The 19,683-nt window shown below is 56.4% G+C and carries 19 protein-coding genes; 9 read left to right on the top strand and 10 right to left on the bottom strand.

All coding sequences use genetic code 11. The annotated features are described in order from the left end of the window. Positions 1-51: 51 nt before the first annotated feature. From C0560_RS19220 to nirB, 4 genes are all read right to left on the bottom strand, one after another. Positions 52-225, bottom strand: coding sequence for a YhfL family protein (locus C0560_RS19220; protein WP_100778616.1), 174 nt, complete (start codon positions 223-225; stop codon positions 52-54). 155 nt (positions 226-380) lie between these two features. After that, complete coding sequence (cysG, locus tag C0560_RS19215) at positions 381-1,754, bottom strand: siroheme synthase CysG (protein WP_194513804.1); 1,374 nt, start codon at positions 1,752-1,754, stop codon at positions 381-383. Positions 1,755-1,906: 152 nt separating this feature from the next. Beyond that, entirely contained in the window at positions 1,907-2,233 is a 327-nt protein-coding gene (gene nirD / locus C0560_RS19210; protein WP_102105343.1) for a nitrite reductase small subunit NirD, read from the bottom strand. Continuing rightward, positions 2,230-4,773 carry a nitrite reductase large subunit NirB gene (gene nirB, locus C0560_RS19205; RefSeq protein WP_100778619.1) on the bottom strand — a complete coding sequence of 848 codons (2,544 nt, stop codon included), beginning with the start codon at positions 4,771-4,773 and terminating at the stop codon, positions 2,230-2,232. Before nirB ends, nirD begins: the two co-directional genes overlap by 4 nt. Before the next feature lie 240 nt (positions 4,774-5,013). Between nirB and C0560_RS19200 the strand changes: the two genes are divergently transcribed. Then, entirely contained in the window at positions 5,014-6,330 is a 1,317-nt protein-coding gene (locus C0560_RS19200) for a cytosine deaminase (RefSeq protein ID WP_123429780.1), read from the top strand. 3 nt (positions 6,331-6,333) lie between these two features. On the opposite strand, the gene tsgA is transcribed toward C0560_RS19200, so the two are convergent. Beyond that, positions 6,334-7,518, bottom strand: coding sequence for an MFS transporter TsgA (gene tsgA, locus C0560_RS19195; RefSeq protein ID WP_102105346.1), 1,185 nt, complete (start codon positions 7,516-7,518; stop codon positions 6,334-6,336). A gap of 276 nt (positions 7,519-7,794) precedes the next feature. Here tsgA and ppiA point away from each other — a divergent pair, with 276 nt between their 5' ends. The 5 genes from ppiA (at position 7,795) to C0560_RS19170 (ending at position 11,135) form a co-directional block, all read left to right on the top strand. Continuing rightward, the gene (gene ppiA, locus C0560_RS19190; RefSeq protein WP_095283699.1) at positions 7,795-8,367 is read left to right on the top strand and encodes a peptidylprolyl isomerase A; all 573 of its coding nucleotides are present in this window, start codon (positions 7,795-7,797) and stop codon (positions 8,365-8,367) included. A 106-nt stretch (positions 8,368-8,473) separates the two neighbouring features. Next, entirely contained in the window at positions 8,474-8,641 is a 168-nt protein-coding gene (locus tag C0560_RS19185; protein ID WP_100778622.1) for a YhfG family protein, read from the top strand. Then, entirely contained in the window at positions 8,631-9,233 is a 603-nt protein-coding gene (locus C0560_RS19180) for a putative adenosine monophosphate-protein transferase Fic (RefSeq protein WP_248859249.1), read from the top strand. Before C0560_RS19185 ends, C0560_RS19180 begins: the two co-directional genes overlap by 11 nt. A gap of 32 nt (positions 9,234-9,265) precedes the next feature. Beyond that, positions 9,266-9,829, top strand: coding sequence for an aminodeoxychorismate synthase component 2 (gene pabA / locus C0560_RS19175; RefSeq protein WP_129034796.1), 564 nt, complete (start codon positions 9,266-9,268; stop codon positions 9,827-9,829). A gap of 85 nt (positions 9,830-9,914) precedes the next feature. After that, positions 9,915-11,135: an aspartate aminotransferase family protein gene (locus C0560_RS19170; protein ID WP_123429778.1), complete on the top strand. Its 1,221-nt coding sequence runs from the start codon at positions 9,915-9,917 to the stop codon at positions 11,133-11,135. A gap of 45 nt (positions 11,136-11,180) precedes the next feature. Here C0560_RS19170 and C0560_RS19165 read toward each other — a convergent pair whose 3' ends face one another. Both C0560_RS19165 and crp read right to left on the bottom strand, forming a co-directional pair. Next, positions 11,181-13,268, bottom strand: a complete 2,088-nt coding sequence (locus tag C0560_RS19165) for a YccS/YhfK family putative transporter (RefSeq protein ID WP_248860313.1) — start codon at positions 13,266-13,268, stop codon at positions 11,181-11,183. Between the two features lie 58 nt (positions 13,269-13,326). After that, positions 13,327-13,959, bottom strand: coding sequence for a cAMP-activated global transcriptional regulator CRP (crp, locus tag C0560_RS19160; protein ID WP_000242758.1), 633 nt, complete (start codon positions 13,957-13,959; stop codon positions 13,327-13,329). Positions 13,960-14,265: 306 nt separating this feature from the next. Between crp and C0560_RS19155 the strand changes: the two genes are divergently transcribed. Next, positions 14,266-14,670 (top strand): OsmC family protein, encoded by a 405-nt coding sequence (locus C0560_RS19155; protein WP_100780801.1) that lies wholly within the window; start codon positions 14,266-14,268, stop codon positions 14,668-14,670. An 83-nt stretch (positions 14,671-14,753) separates the two neighbouring features. Here C0560_RS19155 and C0560_RS19150 read toward each other — a convergent pair whose 3' ends face one another. Genes C0560_RS19150 through C0560_RS19140 form a run of 3 tightly spaced genes read right to left on the bottom strand, consistent with a single transcriptional unit; the run spans position 14,754 to position 16,891 of the window. Beyond that, entirely contained in the window at positions 14,754-15,623 is an 870-nt protein-coding gene (locus tag C0560_RS19150) for a phosphoribulokinase (protein WP_100778627.1), read from the bottom strand. 30 nt (positions 15,624-15,653) lie between these two features. After that, a complete protein-coding gene (locus C0560_RS19145; RefSeq protein ID WP_095283693.1) occupies positions 15,654-15,872 on the bottom strand; it encodes a YheU family protein in 219 nt (72 codons plus the stop codon). Continuing rightward, on the bottom strand, positions 15,869-16,891 hold the full coding sequence (locus C0560_RS19140; protein WP_100778628.1) for a hydrolase: 1,023 nt from the start codon (positions 16,889-16,891) through the stop codon (positions 15,869-15,871). The genes C0560_RS19145 and C0560_RS19140 overlap by 4 nt, the downstream gene beginning before the upstream one ends. Before the next feature lie 279 nt (positions 16,892-17,170). Here C0560_RS19140 and mdcA point away from each other — a divergent pair, with 279 nt between their 5' ends. After that, positions 17,171-18,826, top strand: coding sequence for a malonate decarboxylase subunit alpha (mdcA, locus tag C0560_RS19135; protein WP_123429775.1), 1,656 nt, complete (start codon positions 17,171-17,173; stop codon positions 18,824-18,826). Then, a complete protein-coding gene (locus C0560_RS19130) occupies positions 18,826-19,683 on the top strand; it encodes a triphosphoribosyl-dephospho-CoA synthase (RefSeq protein WP_100778630.1) in 858 nt (285 codons plus the stop codon). The genes mdcA and C0560_RS19130 overlap by 1 nt, the downstream gene beginning before the upstream one ends.

Genomic DNA, 19,683 nt, shown 5'->3' with positions numbered 1-19,683 from the left:
GCACCAAAAAAAAACCGGGATATTCCCGGTTTTTTTGTGCCTGAAAAAGACTTACGGCTGTTCTGCCGCCGGGCCGCAGCCGCCGATCATTTTCGAAATCGAGATCGCAGGGTGCAGGAAGTAATCATAGCCGCAGTTGTTTTTGGTGTTTTGCACGTGACCCGTACACGCCGTCAGGGTAGATAACAAGCCAACTAACACAGCGGCTTTTGCCAGTTTAAACATACACTTTCCTTGTAATGGAGCCGTACTTTTGGATGTAAAATGAGGGAATTAATGGAAAAGATTCCATTTCGCAGGCGGTATGTTATCGGCAGGTGTCAGGCGGGAGTAGTCCGGTTAAAGACTACTCCCTGAAGTGTGAATATGCGGGGGTAAGATTAATGGTTGGAAAACCAGTTCAGCTTTTCGCGCAGTTCGACCACGCGGCCGACAACGATCAGCGCCGGGCTTTCCACCTGCTGCGCCAGTTCACCCAGTTGAGTCAGAACGCCGCTCACCACGCGTTGCGTAATGGCGGTGCCGTTTTCCACCAGCGCCACCGACATATCCTCCGGCATACCGTGTTCCAGCAGTTTTTCCTGGATGGTGGCCGCCTGGTTTAGCCCCATGTAGAACACCAGCGTCTGTTTCTCTGCGGCCAGGTTATGCCAGTCCAGCTCGCTGCCGGTTTTCAGGTGGCCCGTCACCAGGCGCACGCTCTGGGCGTAATCGCGATGAGTCAGCGGAATACCGGAGTAGGCCGAGCAGCCGGACGCTGCCGTAATTCCCGGTACAACCGAGAACGGAATACCCGCATTGCAGAGCGTTTCCAGCTCTTCGCCGCCGCGCCCAAAGATAAACGGATCGCCGCCCTTGAGGCGCACCACGCGTTTTCCTTTTTGCGCTTCGCGCAGCAGAATCTGGTTAATCTCTTCCTGCGGCACGCAGTGATACCCGGCGCGTTTACCCACGAAGACCCGGTCAGCGTCGCGGCGCACCAGATTCATGATGTCATCAGAGACCAGACGATCGTAAACCACGATATCCGCCTGCTGGATCTGCTGCAGCCCTTTCAGGGTCAATAGCCCCGCGTCACCCGGCCCTGCGCCCACAAGCACTACTTCACCGCGATGGTCCAGCGGCTCGGTCAGCAGGCGTTCAGTGGTCTCGGTGATGGCTTTCTGATCCTGATTTGCCAGCGACTGCGCCAGGCGATCGTTTACAAAGAATTTTTCCCAGAAGCGACGGCGCTCGCCAACGGTGGCGAAGGTTTTCTTCACTCGCGAGCGGAGTTGCCCCGCGTAGTGCGCCACCTGACCAAGATGCTGAGGCAGTATCGCTTCCAGTTTCTCACGCAGCAAACGCGCCAGCACCGGAGAGGTGCCGCCGGACGACACCGCCACCATCAGCGGCGAGCGGTCGATAATCGACGGCATAATAAAACTGGCCTCTTTTGGCGCGTCGACCACATTGCAGAAAATACGGCGGGTTTCACAGGCGTCGCTGACGCGCTGGTTCACTTCGTCGTTATCTGTAGCGGCAATGGTCAGCCAGCAGGTATCGAGCAGCGCTTCGTCAAATTCGCCTTCGACCAGTGTCAGCATGCCTTCCTGCGCCCATACGGTGAACTGAGGGTCAAAGGCGAGGGCATTCACCGTCAGTCGGGCACCCGCTTCTAACAGCAGACGCGCTTTGCGTTCAGCGACATCGCCACCGCCCACCAGCAGGCAGTCGCGATGGCGTAATTGACAGAAAATCGGCAGGTGATCCACGACATTACCTCTTAAGAGTGGGCTTTCGCCTGAACAGTTGCGATGGTTTACGGAGTCGGATGCTCCGCTTTGTGAGTAGCATACCCGTAACGACAAGCGTCATACAGAAAACATGTGAAACGTACGGGAGGCATTGCGCCTCCCGTTCTGGTTTAGCCTTTCAGCTGCACGTTGCCGTCTTTCACGCGAACGTCGTAGTGCTTCACAGAGTGACTTTCATCTTCCATACAGTGCCCGTCCGTTAAGCGGAAACGCTGTTTTTTCAGCGGGCTGGCGACCCACAGCTCGCCCTGGTGTTCAGCAATCAGGCCGCGAGACAACACGCTGGCCTCAAAGAACGGATCGATATTGCTGATCGCGAAGAGCTGTTCATCGTGGCGCGGGCGGAAGATCGCCACATGCTCGTTGCCCAGCAGCGCACAGACGCCGGTTGCCGGAATGATGTCGTCGATTTTGCAGATGTTTACCCACTGGCTCATACGTTTTCCTCCACCAGAGTCACCGGAATGCGCTCGTATGGCGTTGCCGGACGGTGCTGCTCGCGCTCAGGAACAACCTGTACGTTCGGATCGCGCTGGGTGCTGTTGATAAAGTGTTTGAAGCGAACCTGCGCGGCTGGCGTGTTGACGGTTTCTGTCCACTCGCAAATGACGGCCTCGCGCAGGCGGGCAATCTCTTCTTCCAGATGCTCGTTCAGGCCAAGTTTATCGTCGATGATCACCGATTTCAGGTATTCGATGCCGCCTTCCAGGTTATCGAGCCAGGAGGCGGTACGGGTCAGTTTGTCGGCGGTACGAATGTAGAACATCATGAAGCGGTCGAGATACTTGAGCAAAGTTTCGCGATCGAGATCGGCCGCCAGCAGGTCGGCGTGACGCGGTTTCATCCCGCCGTTACCGCATACGTATAGGTTCCAGCCTTTTTCGGTGGCGATAATCCCCACGTCTTTACCCTGCGCTTCCGCACATTCGCGGGTACAGCCGGAGACGCCAAACTTCATTTTGTGTGGGGTACGGATGCCTTTGTAGCGGTTTTCCAGCTCAACGCCGAAGCCCACGCTATCGCCTACGCCGTAACGGCACCAGGTGCTGCCGACGCAGGTTTTCGCCATACGCAGCGCTTTGGCATACGCGTGACCGGTTTCGAAGCCCGCTTCGATCAGCTGACGCCAGATTTCCGGCAGGTCATCTTTCTGCGCGCCAAACAGGCCGATACGCTGGGAACCGGTGATTTTGGTGTACAGGTTAAATTCGCGCGCCACGCGGCCCACGGCCACCAGCCCTTCCGGGGTGATTTCGCCACCGGCGGAACGTGGGATCACGGAGTAAGTCCCGTCTTTCTGGATGTTCGCCAGGAAGTTGTCGTTGGTATCCTGCAGCGGCGTGTGCTCTGGCTTCAGGATGTATTCATTCCAGCAGGAGGCCAGCAGTGAACCGACGGTCGGTTTACAGACTTCGCAGCCGTAGCCCTGACCGTGTTTTTGCAGCAGTTCGTCGAAGGTTTTGATGCCTTCCACGCGGATCAGGTGGTAAATCTCCTGGCGTGAGTAAGAGAAGTGCTCACACAGGTTGTTGTTCACTTCGATGCCCTGTTTCGCCAGTTCGGCGTTCAGCACCTGGGTGACCAGCGGAATACAGCCGCCGCAGCCGGTACCGGCTTTGGTTTCGGCTTTCAGGGCGGCGACGGTATGGCAGCCTTTGTTGATCGCCGAAATCAGCATGCCTTTGGTCACGTCGAAGCAGGAGCAAATCTGCGCGCTGTCGGGCAGTTTATCCACGCCGATGGAAGGTTTACCGTTGGAGGCGTGAGCCGGCAGGATCAGCGCGTCCGGGTTTTCCGGCAGTTCGATGGCGTTCAGGACCAGCTGCAGCAGGTTACCGAAATCGCTGGTATCCCCCACCAGCACCGCACCCAGCAGGTTTTTGTTGTCCTGACTGACGATCAGGCGTTTGTAGACTTCTTTGCTTTCGTCGAGGTAAACGTAGCTGCGACAGCCTGGTGTGCGACCGTGCGCATCGCCGATCCCGCCGACGTCCACGCCGAGCAGTTTCAGCTTGGCGCTCATGTCCGCGCCGGTGAAGGCATTTTCGTTACCGAGAATATGGTCAACGGCGACCTGCGCCATTTTGTAGCCGGGTGCCACCAGACCATACACGCGGTTGTTCCAGCTGGCGCATTCGCCGATGGCGTAAATGTCCGGGTCGGAGGTCTGACAGGCGTCGTTAATCATGATCCCGCCGCGCTGAGCCACGGCCAGACCGCACTGGGTCGCCATTTTATCGCGCGGACGGATACCGGTGGAGAAGACGATGAAGTCGACTTCCAGCTCGCTGCCGTCGGCAAAGCGCATGGTTTTACGCGCTTCGGTGCCTTCCTGAACGATCTCTTTGGTATTTTTGCTGGTGTGAACTTTCACACCCATGCTTTCGATTTTACGGCGCAGCTGATCGCCACCCATGTGGTCGAGTTGTTCAGCCATCAGCATCGGGGCAAATTCGATGACGTGGGTTTCGACCCCCAGGTTTTTCAGCGCGCCTGCCGCTTCGAGGCCCAGCAGACCGCCGCCGACTACCGCACCGCGTTTACTGCGGCGTGCACAGGATTCGATCGCTTTGAGGTCTTCAATGGTACGATAAACGAAGCAATCCTGCGTTTCCGAGCCTTTGATTGGCGGGATCCACGGGTAAGAGCCAGTCGCCATGATCAACTTATCGTAAAAAACCGTGCGTCCGGCACTGGAGTGGATCACTTTTTCCTGGCGGTTGATGGTGATAGCGCGTTCGCCCACCAGCACCTTAACGCCATGCTTCTCGTAGAAACCTTCGCGCACCAGCGAAAGTTCTTCCGCGGTGTGATGAGAGAAGTAGGAAGAGAGGTGTACACGATCGTATGCTTTGCGGGGTTCTTCACAGAAGACGGTAATATCGAACTGGGCAGCGTCAGCTTTATCAAGGAGATCCTCAATAAAGCGGTGGCCGACCATGCCGTTACCGATAATAGCGAGTCTGACTTTGCTCATTTTTGCCTCGATTTCTTTTCTATTACTGCCTACCTTAACGATTCAGCAGGGGCACTTATTGATGCAAATCAAATACGCCTTAACCTACCACTTAGTGGGTATATGACTGATTTGTCAGGATTTTTATAAGTCATGGAAATAGCACGCTTTTCGCGAGCGTCTAATTTATATACAAATTAGGGGGCTAATGATTACGATGACGTACCCCTTAATTTCAGCCGCATTTTTCGGGAGAAAGGTATGACGACAACACCGCTTTGGCTGGTTCAGAATGTTCGGTTACCTGGCCGGGAAGGGCTATGGCAAATCGGCATTGAGAATGGCCGTTTTGCAGAGATCACCCCGATGCGCGACGCTCATGACGAAAGTTATGAAGTGCTTAACGCTCGCGGTGGACTGGCGATTCCGCCGTTTATCGAGCCTCATATTCATCTGGATACGACGCAAACCGCCGGGGAACCGAGCTGGAACCAGTCGGGGACGCTGTTTGAAGGTATCGAACGCTGGGCCGAACGCAAGGCGCTGCTCAGCCATGACGATGTCAAAGCCCGCGCGTGGAAAACGCTGAAGTGGCAAATTGCCAACGGCATCCAGTTCGTGCGCACCCATGTGGATGTCTCCGATCCGACCCTGACCGCCCTGAAAGCGATGCTGGAAGTGAAGCAGGAAGTGGCGCCGTGGGTCACGCTGCAAATCGTCGCATTCCCGCAGGAAGGCATTCTCTCTTATCCCAACGGCGCGGCGCTGCTGGAGGAGGCCTTAAAACTGGGGGCCGATGTGGTCGGGGCGATCCCGCACTTTGAATTTACCCGCGAGTACGGCGTGGAGTCCTTGCACATCGCCTTCGCGCTGGCGAAAAAATATGACCGCCCGCTGGATATCCACTGCGATGAGATCGACGATGAGCAGTCGCGCTTCGTCGAAACCGTCGCCATGCTGGCGTATGAGGCGGGCATTGGCCATCGCGTGACCGCCAGCCATACCACGGCGATGCACTCCTACAACGGTGCTTACACGTCGCGCCTGTTCCGCCTGCTGAAAATGTCAGACATCAACTTTGTCGCCAATCCGCTGGTGAATATACATCTGCAAGGTCGTTTTGACGACTATCCGAAACGCCGCGGCATCACTCGCGTGAAAGAGCTGCTCGAGGCAGGAATTAACGTCTGCTTCGGTCATGATGACGTCTTTGATCCCTGGTATCCGCTGGGGACGGGCAATATGTTGCAGGTGCTGCACATGGGGCTGCATGTTTGCCAGATGATGGGCTATCCGCAAATCGACAGCGGGTTAAACCTGATCACGCACAACAGCGCCAGAACGTTTGGCCTGACGGATTACGGCATCGAAACGGGTCATCCGGCGAACCTGATTATTCTGCCTGCTGAGAGCGGTTTCGAAGCGGTGCGTTGTCAGGTGCCGGTGCGCTGGTCGATTCGTCAGGGACGGGTGGTCGCCACCACACAGCTGGCGCAAACGTGGATACAAACCGATAGCGGGGGAGAGGAAGTGAGTTTTACCCGAAACAGCCCCTTTGCCGATGGCAAAGGGGCGTAGGCATTAGTGAGAAGCCGCTGCCGTGTTGTGCTGACGGTGGCGGGTGACAAAGCCCAGAATCAGACACATCACGAACACCACGGCGTACAGGCCGTTAGCCGTGTGCAGGGCTGCCAGCGGGCCACTGTGCGCCACGATTGGACCGGTCACCACGAAAGTCAGCATGGTGCCGATGGTGCCGCAGGTCAGCACAAAGTTCACCAGCTTCGGCGACGCCACTTTGGTTTGCAGGGAGCCGAGCGTAATGATCGAGGTGTAAATCGCGCTGGAGAAGAAACCGAGGGTCAGAATGAACCACGGCATATGCTCCGGCGAACCGTTGATGAACAGATACATCAGCACGGTTGCCAGGCCCGCCAGCACGGTCAGGATGCGCTGCAGATCGAAGAAGCGCAGGATGAAGCTAAACGCCCACATGCCAAACATGTAAGACATCCAGAAATCACTCACCAGTTTACCGGCGTCGTTCAGACTCATGCCCAGCCCTTTGGCATATTCCGGCACCCACGAGATAAAGCCCAGCTGGCCGAGGATGTAGCACAGCGCGGCAATGGAGAGGAACAGCACGCCGATTCCCCATTTCTCTTTCACCACCGGCTCAGACGTTTGCACCGCTTTTTTGCCCAGTACCGGGAAATCGCAGCCGAAGGTCAGAATAAAGATAGCGACGTACACCAGCCCGATGCAGGCATAAACCCAGTACCACTCGATGCTACGCGCCAGAAGAACGGCGGCCACCATTGGGAAGATCATCCCCGCCATGCTGAAGAACGAGTCGGTGAACAGCAGACGCGCGCCGCGCTGGCGGCCTTCATACATGTGGGTGATCAGGAAAGTCCCGATGGACATGGTGATCCCGCTGACCAGCCCGAGAACGAACATCGACGCCGAGAACAGGGCGATACTGTGGCTGACCATCAGGCCCGCCACGGCGGCGACCATCAGCACAAAGCCGAAGCGCAGCTGCGTTTTCAGCGGCACGATTTCCATCAGCCAGGCGTTTAAAAAGATCGAAATCAGGATCCCGGCGTTCAGGAAGGTGAAGGTGTTACTCATGCTGGAAACAGGTAGCTGGAAATAATCGGCAATATTGCCCATTACCATCCCGGTGACGATCACCAGTGCGCCGGTGAGGGCGTACGAGAAGAAGCTGATCCATGTGAGCTTGATGCGGTTGCTGTTAGTCATGTCTGCCTTGTATATGTACGTAAAGCGCGTTGACGCGCGAAGTGCGGGCAGATTTTAGTCATTAAAGTGATCTATTTAAATCTTTTCTGAAAATTATGATCATCGTTACAGTATTTATCATGACGTAAGTCACCTTTTTACCCGCTGGATTCAACTGTTTGCGCCGTTACAACTGTTTCAAATTCGTAAAATTAGGTAAAAGGCTGGCCTCCATCCATACTGCTCTTTAGAATCAAGCAACTTGCCTTATTTACCGCGCTTTTTTAAGGAATTCTCATGCTCAAATCAACTCTGGCGGCTGTCGCAGCTGTGTTTGCTCTTTCTGCTGTCTCTCCTGCTGTTCTCGCAGCGAAAGGCGACCCCCATGTTTTGCTGACAACGTCCGCCGGGAATATTGAGCTGGAACTGAATAGCCAGAAAGCTCCTGTTTCTGTGAAAAACTTCCTTGATTACGTCAATAGCGGTTTCTATAACAACACCACATTCCACCGCGTGATCCCGGGCTTCATGCTCCAGGGCGGCGGTTTTAACGAGCAGATGCAGCAGAAACAGCCTAACGCGCCGATCAAAAACGAAGCCGATAACGGCCTGCGTAACACCCGTGGCACCATCTCCATGGCACGTACTGCCGACAAAGACAGCGCGACCAGCCAGTTCTTCCTGAACGTTGCTGATAACGCCTTCCTCGATCACGGTCAGCGTGATTTTGGTTATGCGGTCTTCGGTAAAGTTGTGAAAGGCATGGACGTGGCGGACAAGATCTCTCAGGTGCAGACCCACGACGTCGGTCCATACCAGAATGTGCCGACAAAACCGGTAGTTATCCTCTCCGCAAAAGTGCTGCCGTAAGATTCTCCTCTGCGGGCATTCTCGCCCGCATTGCTTTCCCCTCCCTGCGAAAGCGCAGTTTGCTGCTTATACTTGTGGCAAACGGACACATTCAGGGAGGCGTTAAGTGAAAAAACTCACCGATAAGCAAAAATCCCGTCTCTGGGAGCAACAGCGAAATACCAATTTCCAGGCCAGCCGTCGTCTCGAAGGCGTCGATAGCCCGTTAGTCACGCTCAGTGCGCAGGACGCCGAGGTTCGTATTCAGGAACTCAGGAGGCACTATGAGCGATAAAATTGGTGACGACCGCGATCCGTACCTCTATCCCGGCCTGAATGTGATGCGTAATGCGCTCAGTATTCGTCAGGCAGAGCGCCTGGCACAGGCCTCCTACGAACTCACCGCCCTGCGCGCGGCCACGCTGCCTCTCGGCCCGCCGGCCCGTGGGTTGCCGCATCTGTGCGCCATCCATCGCCACCTTTATCAGGATATTTTTAGCTGGGCGGGGGCGATTCGTGAGGTCGATATTTATCAGGGCGATACCCGTTTCTGCCATTTTGCCTACATCGAAAAAGAGGGCAACGCCCTGATGCAGGACCTGGAGGAGGAGCACTATCTGACCGGTCTTGAGCGCGAGGCGTTTATTGCCAGACTCAGCCACTACTACTGCGAGATTAACGTGCTGCACCCGTTTCGCATTGGCAACGGCATCGCGCAGCGCGTCTTCTTCGAGCAGCTGGCGATCCATGCGGGCTATCAGCTGAGCTGGCAGGGGATCGATCCGGATACGTGGTCGGCGGCCAACCAGAGCGGGGCGATGGGCGATCTGACCGCGCTCAACGCCATCTTTGCCAAAGTAGTGAGCGAAGCGCGGGAAACTGAGTAGAATAGGGCGGCTATTTTTGTCCCGGAGCCGCCATGATCCTGTTGATTGATAACTACGATTCCTTTACCTGGAACCTTTACCAGTACTTTTGTGAACTGGGTGCAGAGGTCATTGTCCGGCGCAACGATGACATTACGCTGGCTGATATCGACGCACTGGCCCCGCAGAAAATCGTGATTTCACCGGGACCGTGTACGCCTGACGAATCGGGTATTTCGCTGGAGGTCATCCGCCACTATTCCGGCAAACTGCCGATTCTGGGGGTTTGTCTCGGTCATCAGGCTATCGCGCAGGTGTTTGGTGCGACCATTGTTCGTGCCGAACGCGTGATGCACGGCAAAACCTCACCGGTCACCCACACCGGCGTGGGGGTGTTTCAGGGGCTGAATAACCCGCTGACGGTTACGCGCTACCACTCGCTGGTGATCGACCCGCCCACGCTTCCCGCGTGTTTTGACGTCACCGCCTGGAGCGACACCCGGCAGATCATGGGCATTCGCCATCGCGAGTGGGACCTCGAAGGGGTGCAGTTCCACCCGGAGAGCATTCTGAGCGAACAGGGCCACCAGCTTCTCGCCAATTTCCTCAATCGCTGAATTTTATTGCCTTGTTGTGGTTTTTTATGCATATTTTGTGATTATATTTTCACAATTAATGTGACATAAAACGGACGGGCATGACATGGCAACTGAACAACCTGCAATTACGCGCGCAACATTCGATGAAGTGATTCTGCCGGTTTATGCACCGGCGGAGTTTATCCCGGTGAAAGGGAAAGGCAGTCGGGTATGGGATCAACAGGGCAAAGAGTACGTTGATTTTGCGGGCGGCATTGCGGTGACGGCGCTGGGGCACTGCCATCCGGCGCTGGTTGAGGCGCTGAAAACCCAGGGGGAAACCCTGTGGCACACCAGCAACGTGTTCACTAACGAACCGGCGCTGCGCCTGGGCCGTAAGATCATTGATGCTACTTTTGCCGAGCGTGTGCTGTTCATGAACTCCGGCACCGAAGCCAATGAAACCGCCTTTAAGCTGGCGCGCTATTACGCTTCCACGCGTCACAGCCCATACAAAAGCAAGATTATTGCATTCCATAACGCCTTCCATGGCCGTTCGCTGTTCACCGTTTCCGTGGGCGGGCAGCCGAAATATTCCGACGGTTTTGGTCCAAAACCTGCTGATATTATCCACGTGCCGTTTAACGATCTGCATGCGGTCAAAGCGGTGATGGACGATCACACCTGCGCGGTGGTGGTTGAGCCGATCCAGGGCGAGGGCGGCGTGATGGCCGCGACGCCGGAATTTCTGAAAGGACTGCGCGAGCTGTGCGATGAGCATCAGGCGCTGCTGGTCTTTGATGAAGTGCAGAGCGGTATGGGGCGTACCGGCGATCTGTTTGCCTATATGCACTACGGCGTAACGCCGGATATCCTGACCAGCGCCAAAGCGCTCGGCGGCGGTTTCCCGGTGAGCGCCGTCCTGACGACGCAAGAGATCGCCTCAGCCTTCCACGTTGGCTCTCACGGCTCCACTTATGGCGGCAACCCGCTGGCGTGCGCGATCGCCGGGGCGGCGTTCGATATTATCAACACCCCGGAAGTGCTGAACGGCGTAAACGCGAAGCGTGAGCAGTTTGTGCAGCATCTTCAGCAGATCGACGCGCAGTACGACGTGTTCAGCGATATTCGCGGCATGGGACTGTTAGTCGGTGCGGAACTGAAGCCGCAGTACAAAGGTCGCGCGCGCGATTTCCTCCACGCCGCTGCCCACGAAGGGGTGATGGTGTTGAATGCCGGGCCGGATGTGATGCGCTTTGCGCCGTCGCTGGTGATTGAAGGGCAGGATATCGATGACGGTATGAACCGCTTTGCCAGTGCGGTGAAGAAGATCGTTCAGGGCTAGTGGAGTCGCGGCTTCGTTTTGTTCCGACCTACGGAGCCGCAAACCTCACGATGCCTTACGGCGCATAATCCTCGTCAGCCAAACCCCGTGATGCGGACGCTGACGCCACGCCACCGACGAAATGGTGTGCATGGTGTTCAGGTGTCCTATTACGCGCTGTAAATGCTGCTCCAGAGTGCTCATTGGCCCGTGGGTGAGCGTCTCTGGCGCTTCCAGAATATTGGAATCTCCCGACTCTCCCGGCGCGTCGTACTCCAGACGCTGCTGGCAACGCTGCAATGCAATTTCACACGACTGCAAATAGCGCTGCGCCAGATCCGGCGTCAGCATCGTGTGCTCGCGCGCCAGGGTCGTCATCGCGTTAATGTGTTCGACGATGAACTGGCTGTGCGTCACCCACAGTTTCATATCTGCCAGATAGTCTGAATTAAAGCCCGGCTCCTGCATCGCCTGGTTGAGGGAGTTATACAGCGCGTTGTGCGCCTGGTTGACCTTCATGCGCTCGTACGCCAGCGGCGAAGGTTTGGGATCGTCGCTCAGGATCAGACGAATGGCCTGCTGGTCCGCTTCAAGGGCGTCGTGGGCGTTCTGGCGCAGCAGCCCGCTCTGCCACTGTGGCCACAGCCAGACCATGCCGCCAAAGGCGATCAGACAGCCAATCAACGTATCCACCAGTCGCGCCACGATAAACTGCTCGCCGTTCAGGGTCAGCAGTTGCAGGGTGTATACCGCCGTCACTGTAAACCCGACCATTGCCCAGCCGTAGTTTTTGCGAATGATCAGATAGCCGACCAGGGTAATGACCAGCATTCCCAGCAGGGTATAGCCGTCAGGAACATGGAAGTGCAGGGTGATACCGGCAATCACCAGCCCGGCAAACGTCCCGAGCGCACGGTGCAGAATTCGCACGCGCGTCGCGCCATAGCCATTCTGCGTGACAAACAGCACGGTCATTAAAATCCAGTAGGGCTTGGGTAAGTGCAGCGCGACGCCCATCAGGCTGGCGATGCTCAGCATCACGCTGATGCGTGCGGCATTGCGCAGGGCGGAGGATTTCAGTGATAAATAGCTTTTCAGCGCCGGCAGCAGCGGCAGACGCTTTTGTTTATCGGCCATCAGGTCGCGCGGGTAGAGCGGGCGCTGAGTGCGCAACACGCGTGCGATGCGGCTAAAGTGCCAGGCGCAGAACTGCCCAACCGGATTATCCGGGTGCTGACGGGCTATTTTCTCCAGCGCGCCCAGCTGTTTATCCATCGTAAAACGCGTGGGATAACGGTGGTAAAGAATATCGTCAGCCAGCACCCGCAGGCGCGCCGCGACCGTCTGGGCATTCCAGCGGATCACCGCTTCGGCGTGGCTGCGCTCCACCAGTTTTTGCACCTCCTGCGGATGATGCAGACTGACCGAAATATGCTCCTGCAGATCAAGCCCCACCTGGAAGACGCGCAGCAGTCGCTTGTATTCATGGTTTTTATTGGCCGCCAGCATGTGCAGCTGCTGATAGCACTGGCTGATTAAGTCGACCACTTTTTGCTGGCGCGTAAGCAGCGGGGGCAATGATTTTTCCGGGTCTGTGTGTTGCGTCAGCAGGGTGTATTTGGCTTCGCAATAGTCCGCGAGCTGGACGTAGAGCAGGCTCAGGGATTCGCGCAGGGGCTGCTCCCGCCACATCCAGAACCAGAACCAATTAAACAGCCCATACCACAGGGTACCGAACGTATAGATCAGCAGCGGCTCCCAGACGGGCATATTTCCGGCGAGGCTCAGTGTGAAAATCGCGGCAATCAGTGAGGCGGGCAGCAGGCGAGCGTGCAGCGAACTGATCTCCGCCGTGACGCCCAGCGTCATCGCCAGCACGGTAAGGATTAACGGCAGCGGGATATCACGGGCCAGCAGCAGCTGCACGGCCAGGCTACATCCGGCGAACAGGCAGCCGCCGATAATCAGGCGTTTGAAAAAGCGTTTATGCGGTGTATCGAGACCGGCAATGTTGCAGCAGGCAGGAACGAGAGAGAACAACAGCCCATGTTGCAGATGGCCCAGGATTAAACCGACAGCCACGGGAAGACATAACACCAGAGTTTGACGTAGTGCGTAGTTAACTTCGGGGTGATAAATCAGCCTGCGCCACATGATCGTCAGAGACAAAAACGGCGTGACACCTCGCGATGGCACGCCGTTCGTTCCGGAATTAACGCGTTCCGTAGACCACGATAGTTTTACCGTGAGCGGAGATCAGGTTTTGATCTTCCAGCATTTTCAGGATACGGCCAACGGTTTCACGAGAACAGCCGACGATCTGACCAATCTCCTGACGGGTAATTTTAATTTGCATACCGTCCGGGTGGGTCATGGCGTCAGGTTGTTTCGCCAGGTTCAACAGGGTCTGCGCGATGCGGCCTGTTACGTCCAGGAAGGCGAGGTTACCCACTTTCTCGGAAGTGACCTGCAGGCGGCGAGCCATCTGCGAAGAAAGACGCATCAGGATGTCCGGGTTCACCTGGATCAGCTGGCGGAATTTCTTATAGGAGATCTCTGCAACTTCACACGCGGTTTTCGCACGCACCCAGGCGCTACGTTCCTGGCCTTCTTCAAACAGGCCCAGTTCACCGATGAAATCGCCCTGGTTAAGATAAGAAAGGATCATCTCTTTCCCTTCTTCATCTTTGATCAGCACTGCCACCGAGCCTTTGACGATGTAATACAACGTTTCCGCTTTTTCACCCTGGTGAATCAGCGTGCTCTTCGATGGGTACTTATGAATGTGGCAATGAGACAAGAACCATTCGAGAGTCGGGTCTGTTTGCGGTTTGCCAAGCACCATGCGCTGTTATCCTCTGTTATAAGCTGTCTCAGAGTCAAAATCGCATCCTGACTCTGGGGTTGCAATCGAATTCTTACCCGTACCTGGGAAGTGGCTGTCGCACTGTTCGCAGCCAGTAAAGTTTGATGTCCTCTGCATACATGTGTAACGTCAATGTATTACTGTAGCATCGAGACTGTTTTAGCATAGCTTTAGCCGCGTGTCTCCTGGTGTCTCGCTTCAGCATGATGCAGGTCGCCTTCCGTTGCGAGAATTGTAACGCACGCGTAATCTGTTCGGAAAAATGCAACTTTGGAGTTAATGAAAATGCAAGCGCGTGTGAAATGGGTTGAAGGTTTAACGTTCCTTGGCGAATCCGCTTCAGGACACCAGATTTTGATGGACGGCAACTCCGGAGATAAAGCGCCAAGCCCGATGGAAGTGGTGCTGATGGCGGCGGGCGGATGCAGCGCGATTGACGTGGTATCCATTCTGCAGAAAGGCCGCCATGACGTGACGGACTGCGAAGTGAAGCTGACGTCAGAGCGTCGCGAAGAGGCGCCACGTCTGTTTACGCACATCAACTTGCATTTTATCGTCACCGGTAAAGAGCTGAAGGATGCGGCGGTTTCCCGTGCGGTGGATCTGTCAGCGGAGAAGTACTGCTCCGTGGCGCTGATGCTGGAAAAAGCGGTGAACATTACGCATTCGTACGAAGTGATCGACGCTTAACATAACGCCCGGTAGCGCTACGCTTGCCGGGCCTGTCACCGCATGATTCAGCCGGATAGCGAAGTGCCCTCCGGCGACTGAACTCAGGCGATCTTCTTGCCTTCCATCAGCCGTTGCACCAGCGGCATCATGATCAGCTCCATCGCCAGCCCCATCTTCCCGCCCGGGACCACTAATGTATTGATATGGGAAATGAATGAACCCTGCAGCATCGCCAGCAGCCAGGGGTAATCAATGTCTTCCAGATTGCGGAAGTGAATCACCACAAAACTCTCGTCCAGCGACGGAATTGTTTTCGCCGCAAACGGGTTAGAGGTGTCCACCGTCGGGACGCGCTGGAAGTTGATGTGGGTGCGCGAGAACTGCGGCGTCAGGAAATTGATGTAATCTTCCATCGAGCGCACGACCGAATCCATCACTGCTTCACGCGAATGGCCGCGCTCGCTCATGTCACGGGTCAGCTTCTGAATCCACTCTAGGTTGACAATCGGCACCACGCCGACCAGCAGATCCACATGGCGCGCCACATCGTGCTGTGGAGTCACCACGCCGCCGTGCAATCCTTCATAAAACAACACGTCCGTCGGCTCCGGCAGGGGCTGCCACGGGGTGAATGTGCCAGGAACCTGATTCCATGGCACCGCTTCATCGTAGGTGTGCAGATATTTACGCGACTGACCTTTTCCCGTGTGGCCGTAGTCCTGGAAAGTTTGTTCCAGCAGGCCAAAGTCGTTGGCGTCTGGCCCGAAATAGCTGATGTGTTTACCTAAATCCCGGGCCTTGCGGATAGCCATGTCCATTTCAGGACGGGTGAAGCGATGAAAACTGTCGCCCTCAACCTCGGCAGCGCGCAGATTGAGCTGTGCGAAAATCTTGCGAAAAGCGAGGCTGGTGGTGGTGGTTCCCGCACCACTCGAACCCGTAACGGCAATAACCGGATGTCTGGCGGACATAGCAACTCCCTGACTGGAAAGATGGAACAATCAACCGCGAAACTGATTGCGCGGCATGATGTTGACGGTTTCGTGCAGTTCAGACCACACCAGCAACACCTCGCCACTCTGTAGCTGCCGTTTTACATCGGCGACCTTTTGTTCAAGCGAACGCTCATGTTCACCATAATCGGTGCCTTCGCGTAATACAAAGCTTTCAATCAGGCTATCCAGCGTTTCGGGAGCCAGATCCTGCCAGGGAATCATCATTTTACTCTCTCCAGAAATGGGGTTAACCAGTCAGGGATGCGCGATTCCAGCCACATTTTCGGGCGAAGTAACGTCCCGGTGATAAAGCCGACGTGGCCGCCGTGTTCGGTCAGCTGATACTGCACGTTTGCAGGCAGATGTTCCGGGGCCGGAATGGAGTGATGATCCATAAAGGGATCATCCTTCGCATGGATGATCAGCGTCGGTTTGGTGATCTGATTCAGCAACGGCATCGCGCTACACTGACGATAGTAGTCGATCGCGTCAGCAAAGCCGTGGATCTTCGACGTGATCAGATCGTCAAATTCGCGAAGACGACGCATCCGCTTCAGCTGTTGCAGGCTGATGGGCAGGGTGTCCGGATAGGCCTTTAGCTTACGCGCGGCGTTAGCTTTCAGCAGGTTGAGCAGATAGCGCTGATAGACCCGCGAAAAACCCTTTTCCATATGGTAGCTGCACTGCTCAAGCATGAACGGTGCGGAGACAATCACCGCCGCATCCAGCGGAACGTTATTGCTCTCTTTTGCCAGCAGGCAGGCGAGCATATTACCGCCCAGGGAGTAGCCTACGGCGGCCGTTGGCACGGTGCCGAAGGTAGTGCTTAACCAGTGTAAAAACCAGGTGCCGTCTTCGGTTTCGCCGGAGTGATAAATTCGCTCACGGCGATTCGGCTCGCCGCTGCAGCCGCGAAAATGCATCACGACGCCGAGCCAGCCGCGTGATTTTGCCGCGTGGATCAGCCCATGGGCGTAAGGGCTGTGCAGGCTCCCTTCCAGGCCATGAAACACCACCAGACGCGGTTTGTGCCTGGCCTGTTCGGGATCTTCGCTCCAGGCTAAATCCACGAAATCTCCGTCCGGCAGGTCGAGGCGCTGCCAGTGCGGCGTAAACTGCAGTTTTCGGCGCAAAATCCGCGGCAGCATGGTCTGCAGATGTGGGTTCGCCACACCCCGCATGGGGACGAATGCTGCGCTCTCATCGCTTGCGATGTCGAAATCTGATGGAATAATTTGAGTCATAACGATGCAATGTTAATTCTTGTCAGTTATTTACTATACCTTCCGAATTGTACCCTGTTTATAAAAACGAAGAGCGTTTACCTCCGATTCAGCCATTTCTGCCACCTCTGGCATTTTTTCGCGCGATGCGAACTGATCTCGATCACAAATCTTTACCTCGATTATTACTCTCAGGCTAATGATTCCACACTACGCTTAATTGATGCCTTTCTCACCAGAGCGCACACTTTGTTCAGCGTTAAGCAAATCAGAATGATGTGCTGAATCAGGAGGTTAATAATGTTATCTGGGCAAACACCCGCCCGGGTCTGGAACACGCGTCGCACTGAAAAAGCGCGCCGCCTGGCTTCTGTCCCGGTGCAAGGCAAGGTTCTGCCAACCGACGATCTTGTCGCCATGCTGGAAAAACTGATTGCTCCGGGCGATAAAGTCGTACTGGAAGGCAACAACCAAAAGCAGGCTGATTTTCTGTCCCGTTCACTGGCCGAGGTCAATCCGCAAATCGTGCATGACCTGCATATGATCATGCCAAGCGTCGGTCGCAGCGAGCATCTCGATATCTTCGAAAAGGGCATCGCCCGCAAACTCGATTTCTCCTTCTCAGGAACCCAAAGCCTGCGTATTTCGCAGCTACTGGAGGACGGCCAGCTCGAAATCGGTGCCATTCATACTTACATCGAACTCTACTCCCGCCTGTACGTCGATCTTTCACCGAACGTGGCACTGATTGCCGGTTTTAAAGCGGACCGCAAAGGCAACCTGTATACCGGCGCAAGCACCGAAGACACGCCTGCACTGGTGGAAGCCGCCGCGTTCCACGACGGGATCGTCATCGCTCAGGTGAACGAGCTGGTGGACGATGAGTGCGATCTGCCGCGCGTCGATATTCCTGGCTCGTGGATTGATTACGTGGTCGTTGCCGACAAGCCGTTCTTCATCGAACCGCTCTTTACCCGCGACCCGCGTCTCATCAAACAAGAACACATCCTGATGGCGATGATGGCAATTAAGGGCATCTACGCGGAACACCAGGTGCAGTCTCTGAACCACGGTATTGGCTTTAACACCGCTGCGATTGAGCTGCTGCTGCCGACCTACGGCGAACAGCTCGGTCTGAAGGGCAAAATCTGTAAGCACTGGACCCTGAACCCGCATCCTACGCTGATTCCGGCGATTGAAAGCGGCTGGGTCGAGAGCGTTCACTGCTTCGGCGGTGAGCTGGGGATGGAAGAGTACATCCGTGCCCGTCCTGACGTGTTCTTTACCGGTGCCGACGGCTCGATGCGTTCCAACCGTGCATTCTGCCAGCTGGCAGGCCAGTACGCGGTGGATATGTTTATCGGTTCGACCCTCCAGGTTGACGGCTATGCCAACTCCTCGACTGTGACTCGCGGTCGCCTGTCCGGCTTCGGCGGTGCGCCAAACATGGGCCATGATCCCCACGGTCGCCGTCATGCCACGCCAGCATGGCTCAACATGATCACCGAACCAGACCCGATGCAGCGCGGTAAAAAGCTGGTGGTGCAGATGGTGGAAACTTTCCAGGCGGGCGTTAAACCGACCTTCGTGGAAAAACTCGATGCCATTGAAGTGGCGAAAACCTCGGGGATGCCGCTGGCGCCAGTCATGATTTACGGCGATGACGTGACGCACGTGCTCACCGAAGAGGGGATTGCATACCTCTATCGCGCTGAAAATCTCGAAGAGCGCCGCGCAATGGTTGCGGCAGTGGCCGGGATCACCGACATCGGCCTGGGTGTGGACGCTAAACGCGTCGCTGCGCTGCGCCAGAGCGGCAAAGTGGTCTATCCGGAAGATATGGGTATTCGTCGTACCGATGCGACCCGATCTCTGCTGGCAGCCGGGAGTGTCTCTGACCTGGTGGAATGGTCCGGCGGTCTTTACAACCCACCTGCGAAATTCCGGAGCTGGTAATGAAACTTCTGCCACAGATTCAGGTTGAAGGCGGTGCCGAATGGCTGGCGCGAACCGCCACGCAGTGTCTGATTGACGAAGCACGATTAAGCCCGAAACCCGGTCTGGTGGACAGTCGGGGGAATGGCGCGCACCTGGATCTCTCGCTCGCGTTAATGGAGCGGTCCGCGCACAGCCTGACCCCCACGTTTCAGGCACTGGCACAGCAAAGCTGGCAGCGTCCGGCCGACATTGCGCTCAGACAAACCATCGGCAGGCTCGGCCGTGAGGGCGAGCAGAACATGATGGCGGCCACCCAGGGAGTGAACACCCACCGTGGCGCAATCTGGGCGCTCGGGCTGCTGGTAAGCGCGGTAGCGATGCTGGGCGGCGACGCGCGTCCGCAGACTATCGCACGGACTGCAGCCGAACTGGCCACGCTGCCCGATGACGCCGCCCCGAAAGTGTTCAGCAAAGGGCTTCGCGCCACGCACCGCTACCGGGTGCCGGGCGCTCGCGAAGAGGCGCAGCAGGCGTTCCCACACGTTTTACAGCGGGCACTGCCGCAGCTTCGTCTCAGCCGCCTGAACGGCAGCAGCGAATCGCACGCCAGGCTTGATGCGCTGATGGCCATCATGACCTCGCTGACCGACACCTGCGTGCTCTCCCGCGCCGGGATGGAAGGACTGGAGACGATGCAGGACGGCGCTCGCGCCGTGCTGAATGCGGGTGGAACCGCGCAGCCGGAAGGCCAGCGCGCTTTGGCGGAACTTGACCGTCGGATGCTGGCGCTCAACGCCTCTCCGGGTGGTGCCGCCGATCTGCTTGCCGCCACGCTGTTCCTCGACCGCGTCGAGACGCCTTATTCAAAGCATTAA

The sequence above is a fragment of the Lelliottia sp. AC1 genome (genome assembly GCF_023278595.1).
GTDB classification, from domain to species: domain Bacteria; phylum Pseudomonadota; class Gammaproteobacteria; order Enterobacterales; family Enterobacteriaceae; genus Enterobacter; species Enterobacter nimipressuralis.
The sequence above is the reverse complement of the archived record's forward strand: the minus strand, read 5'-3'. Positions and strand labels throughout refer to the sequence as shown.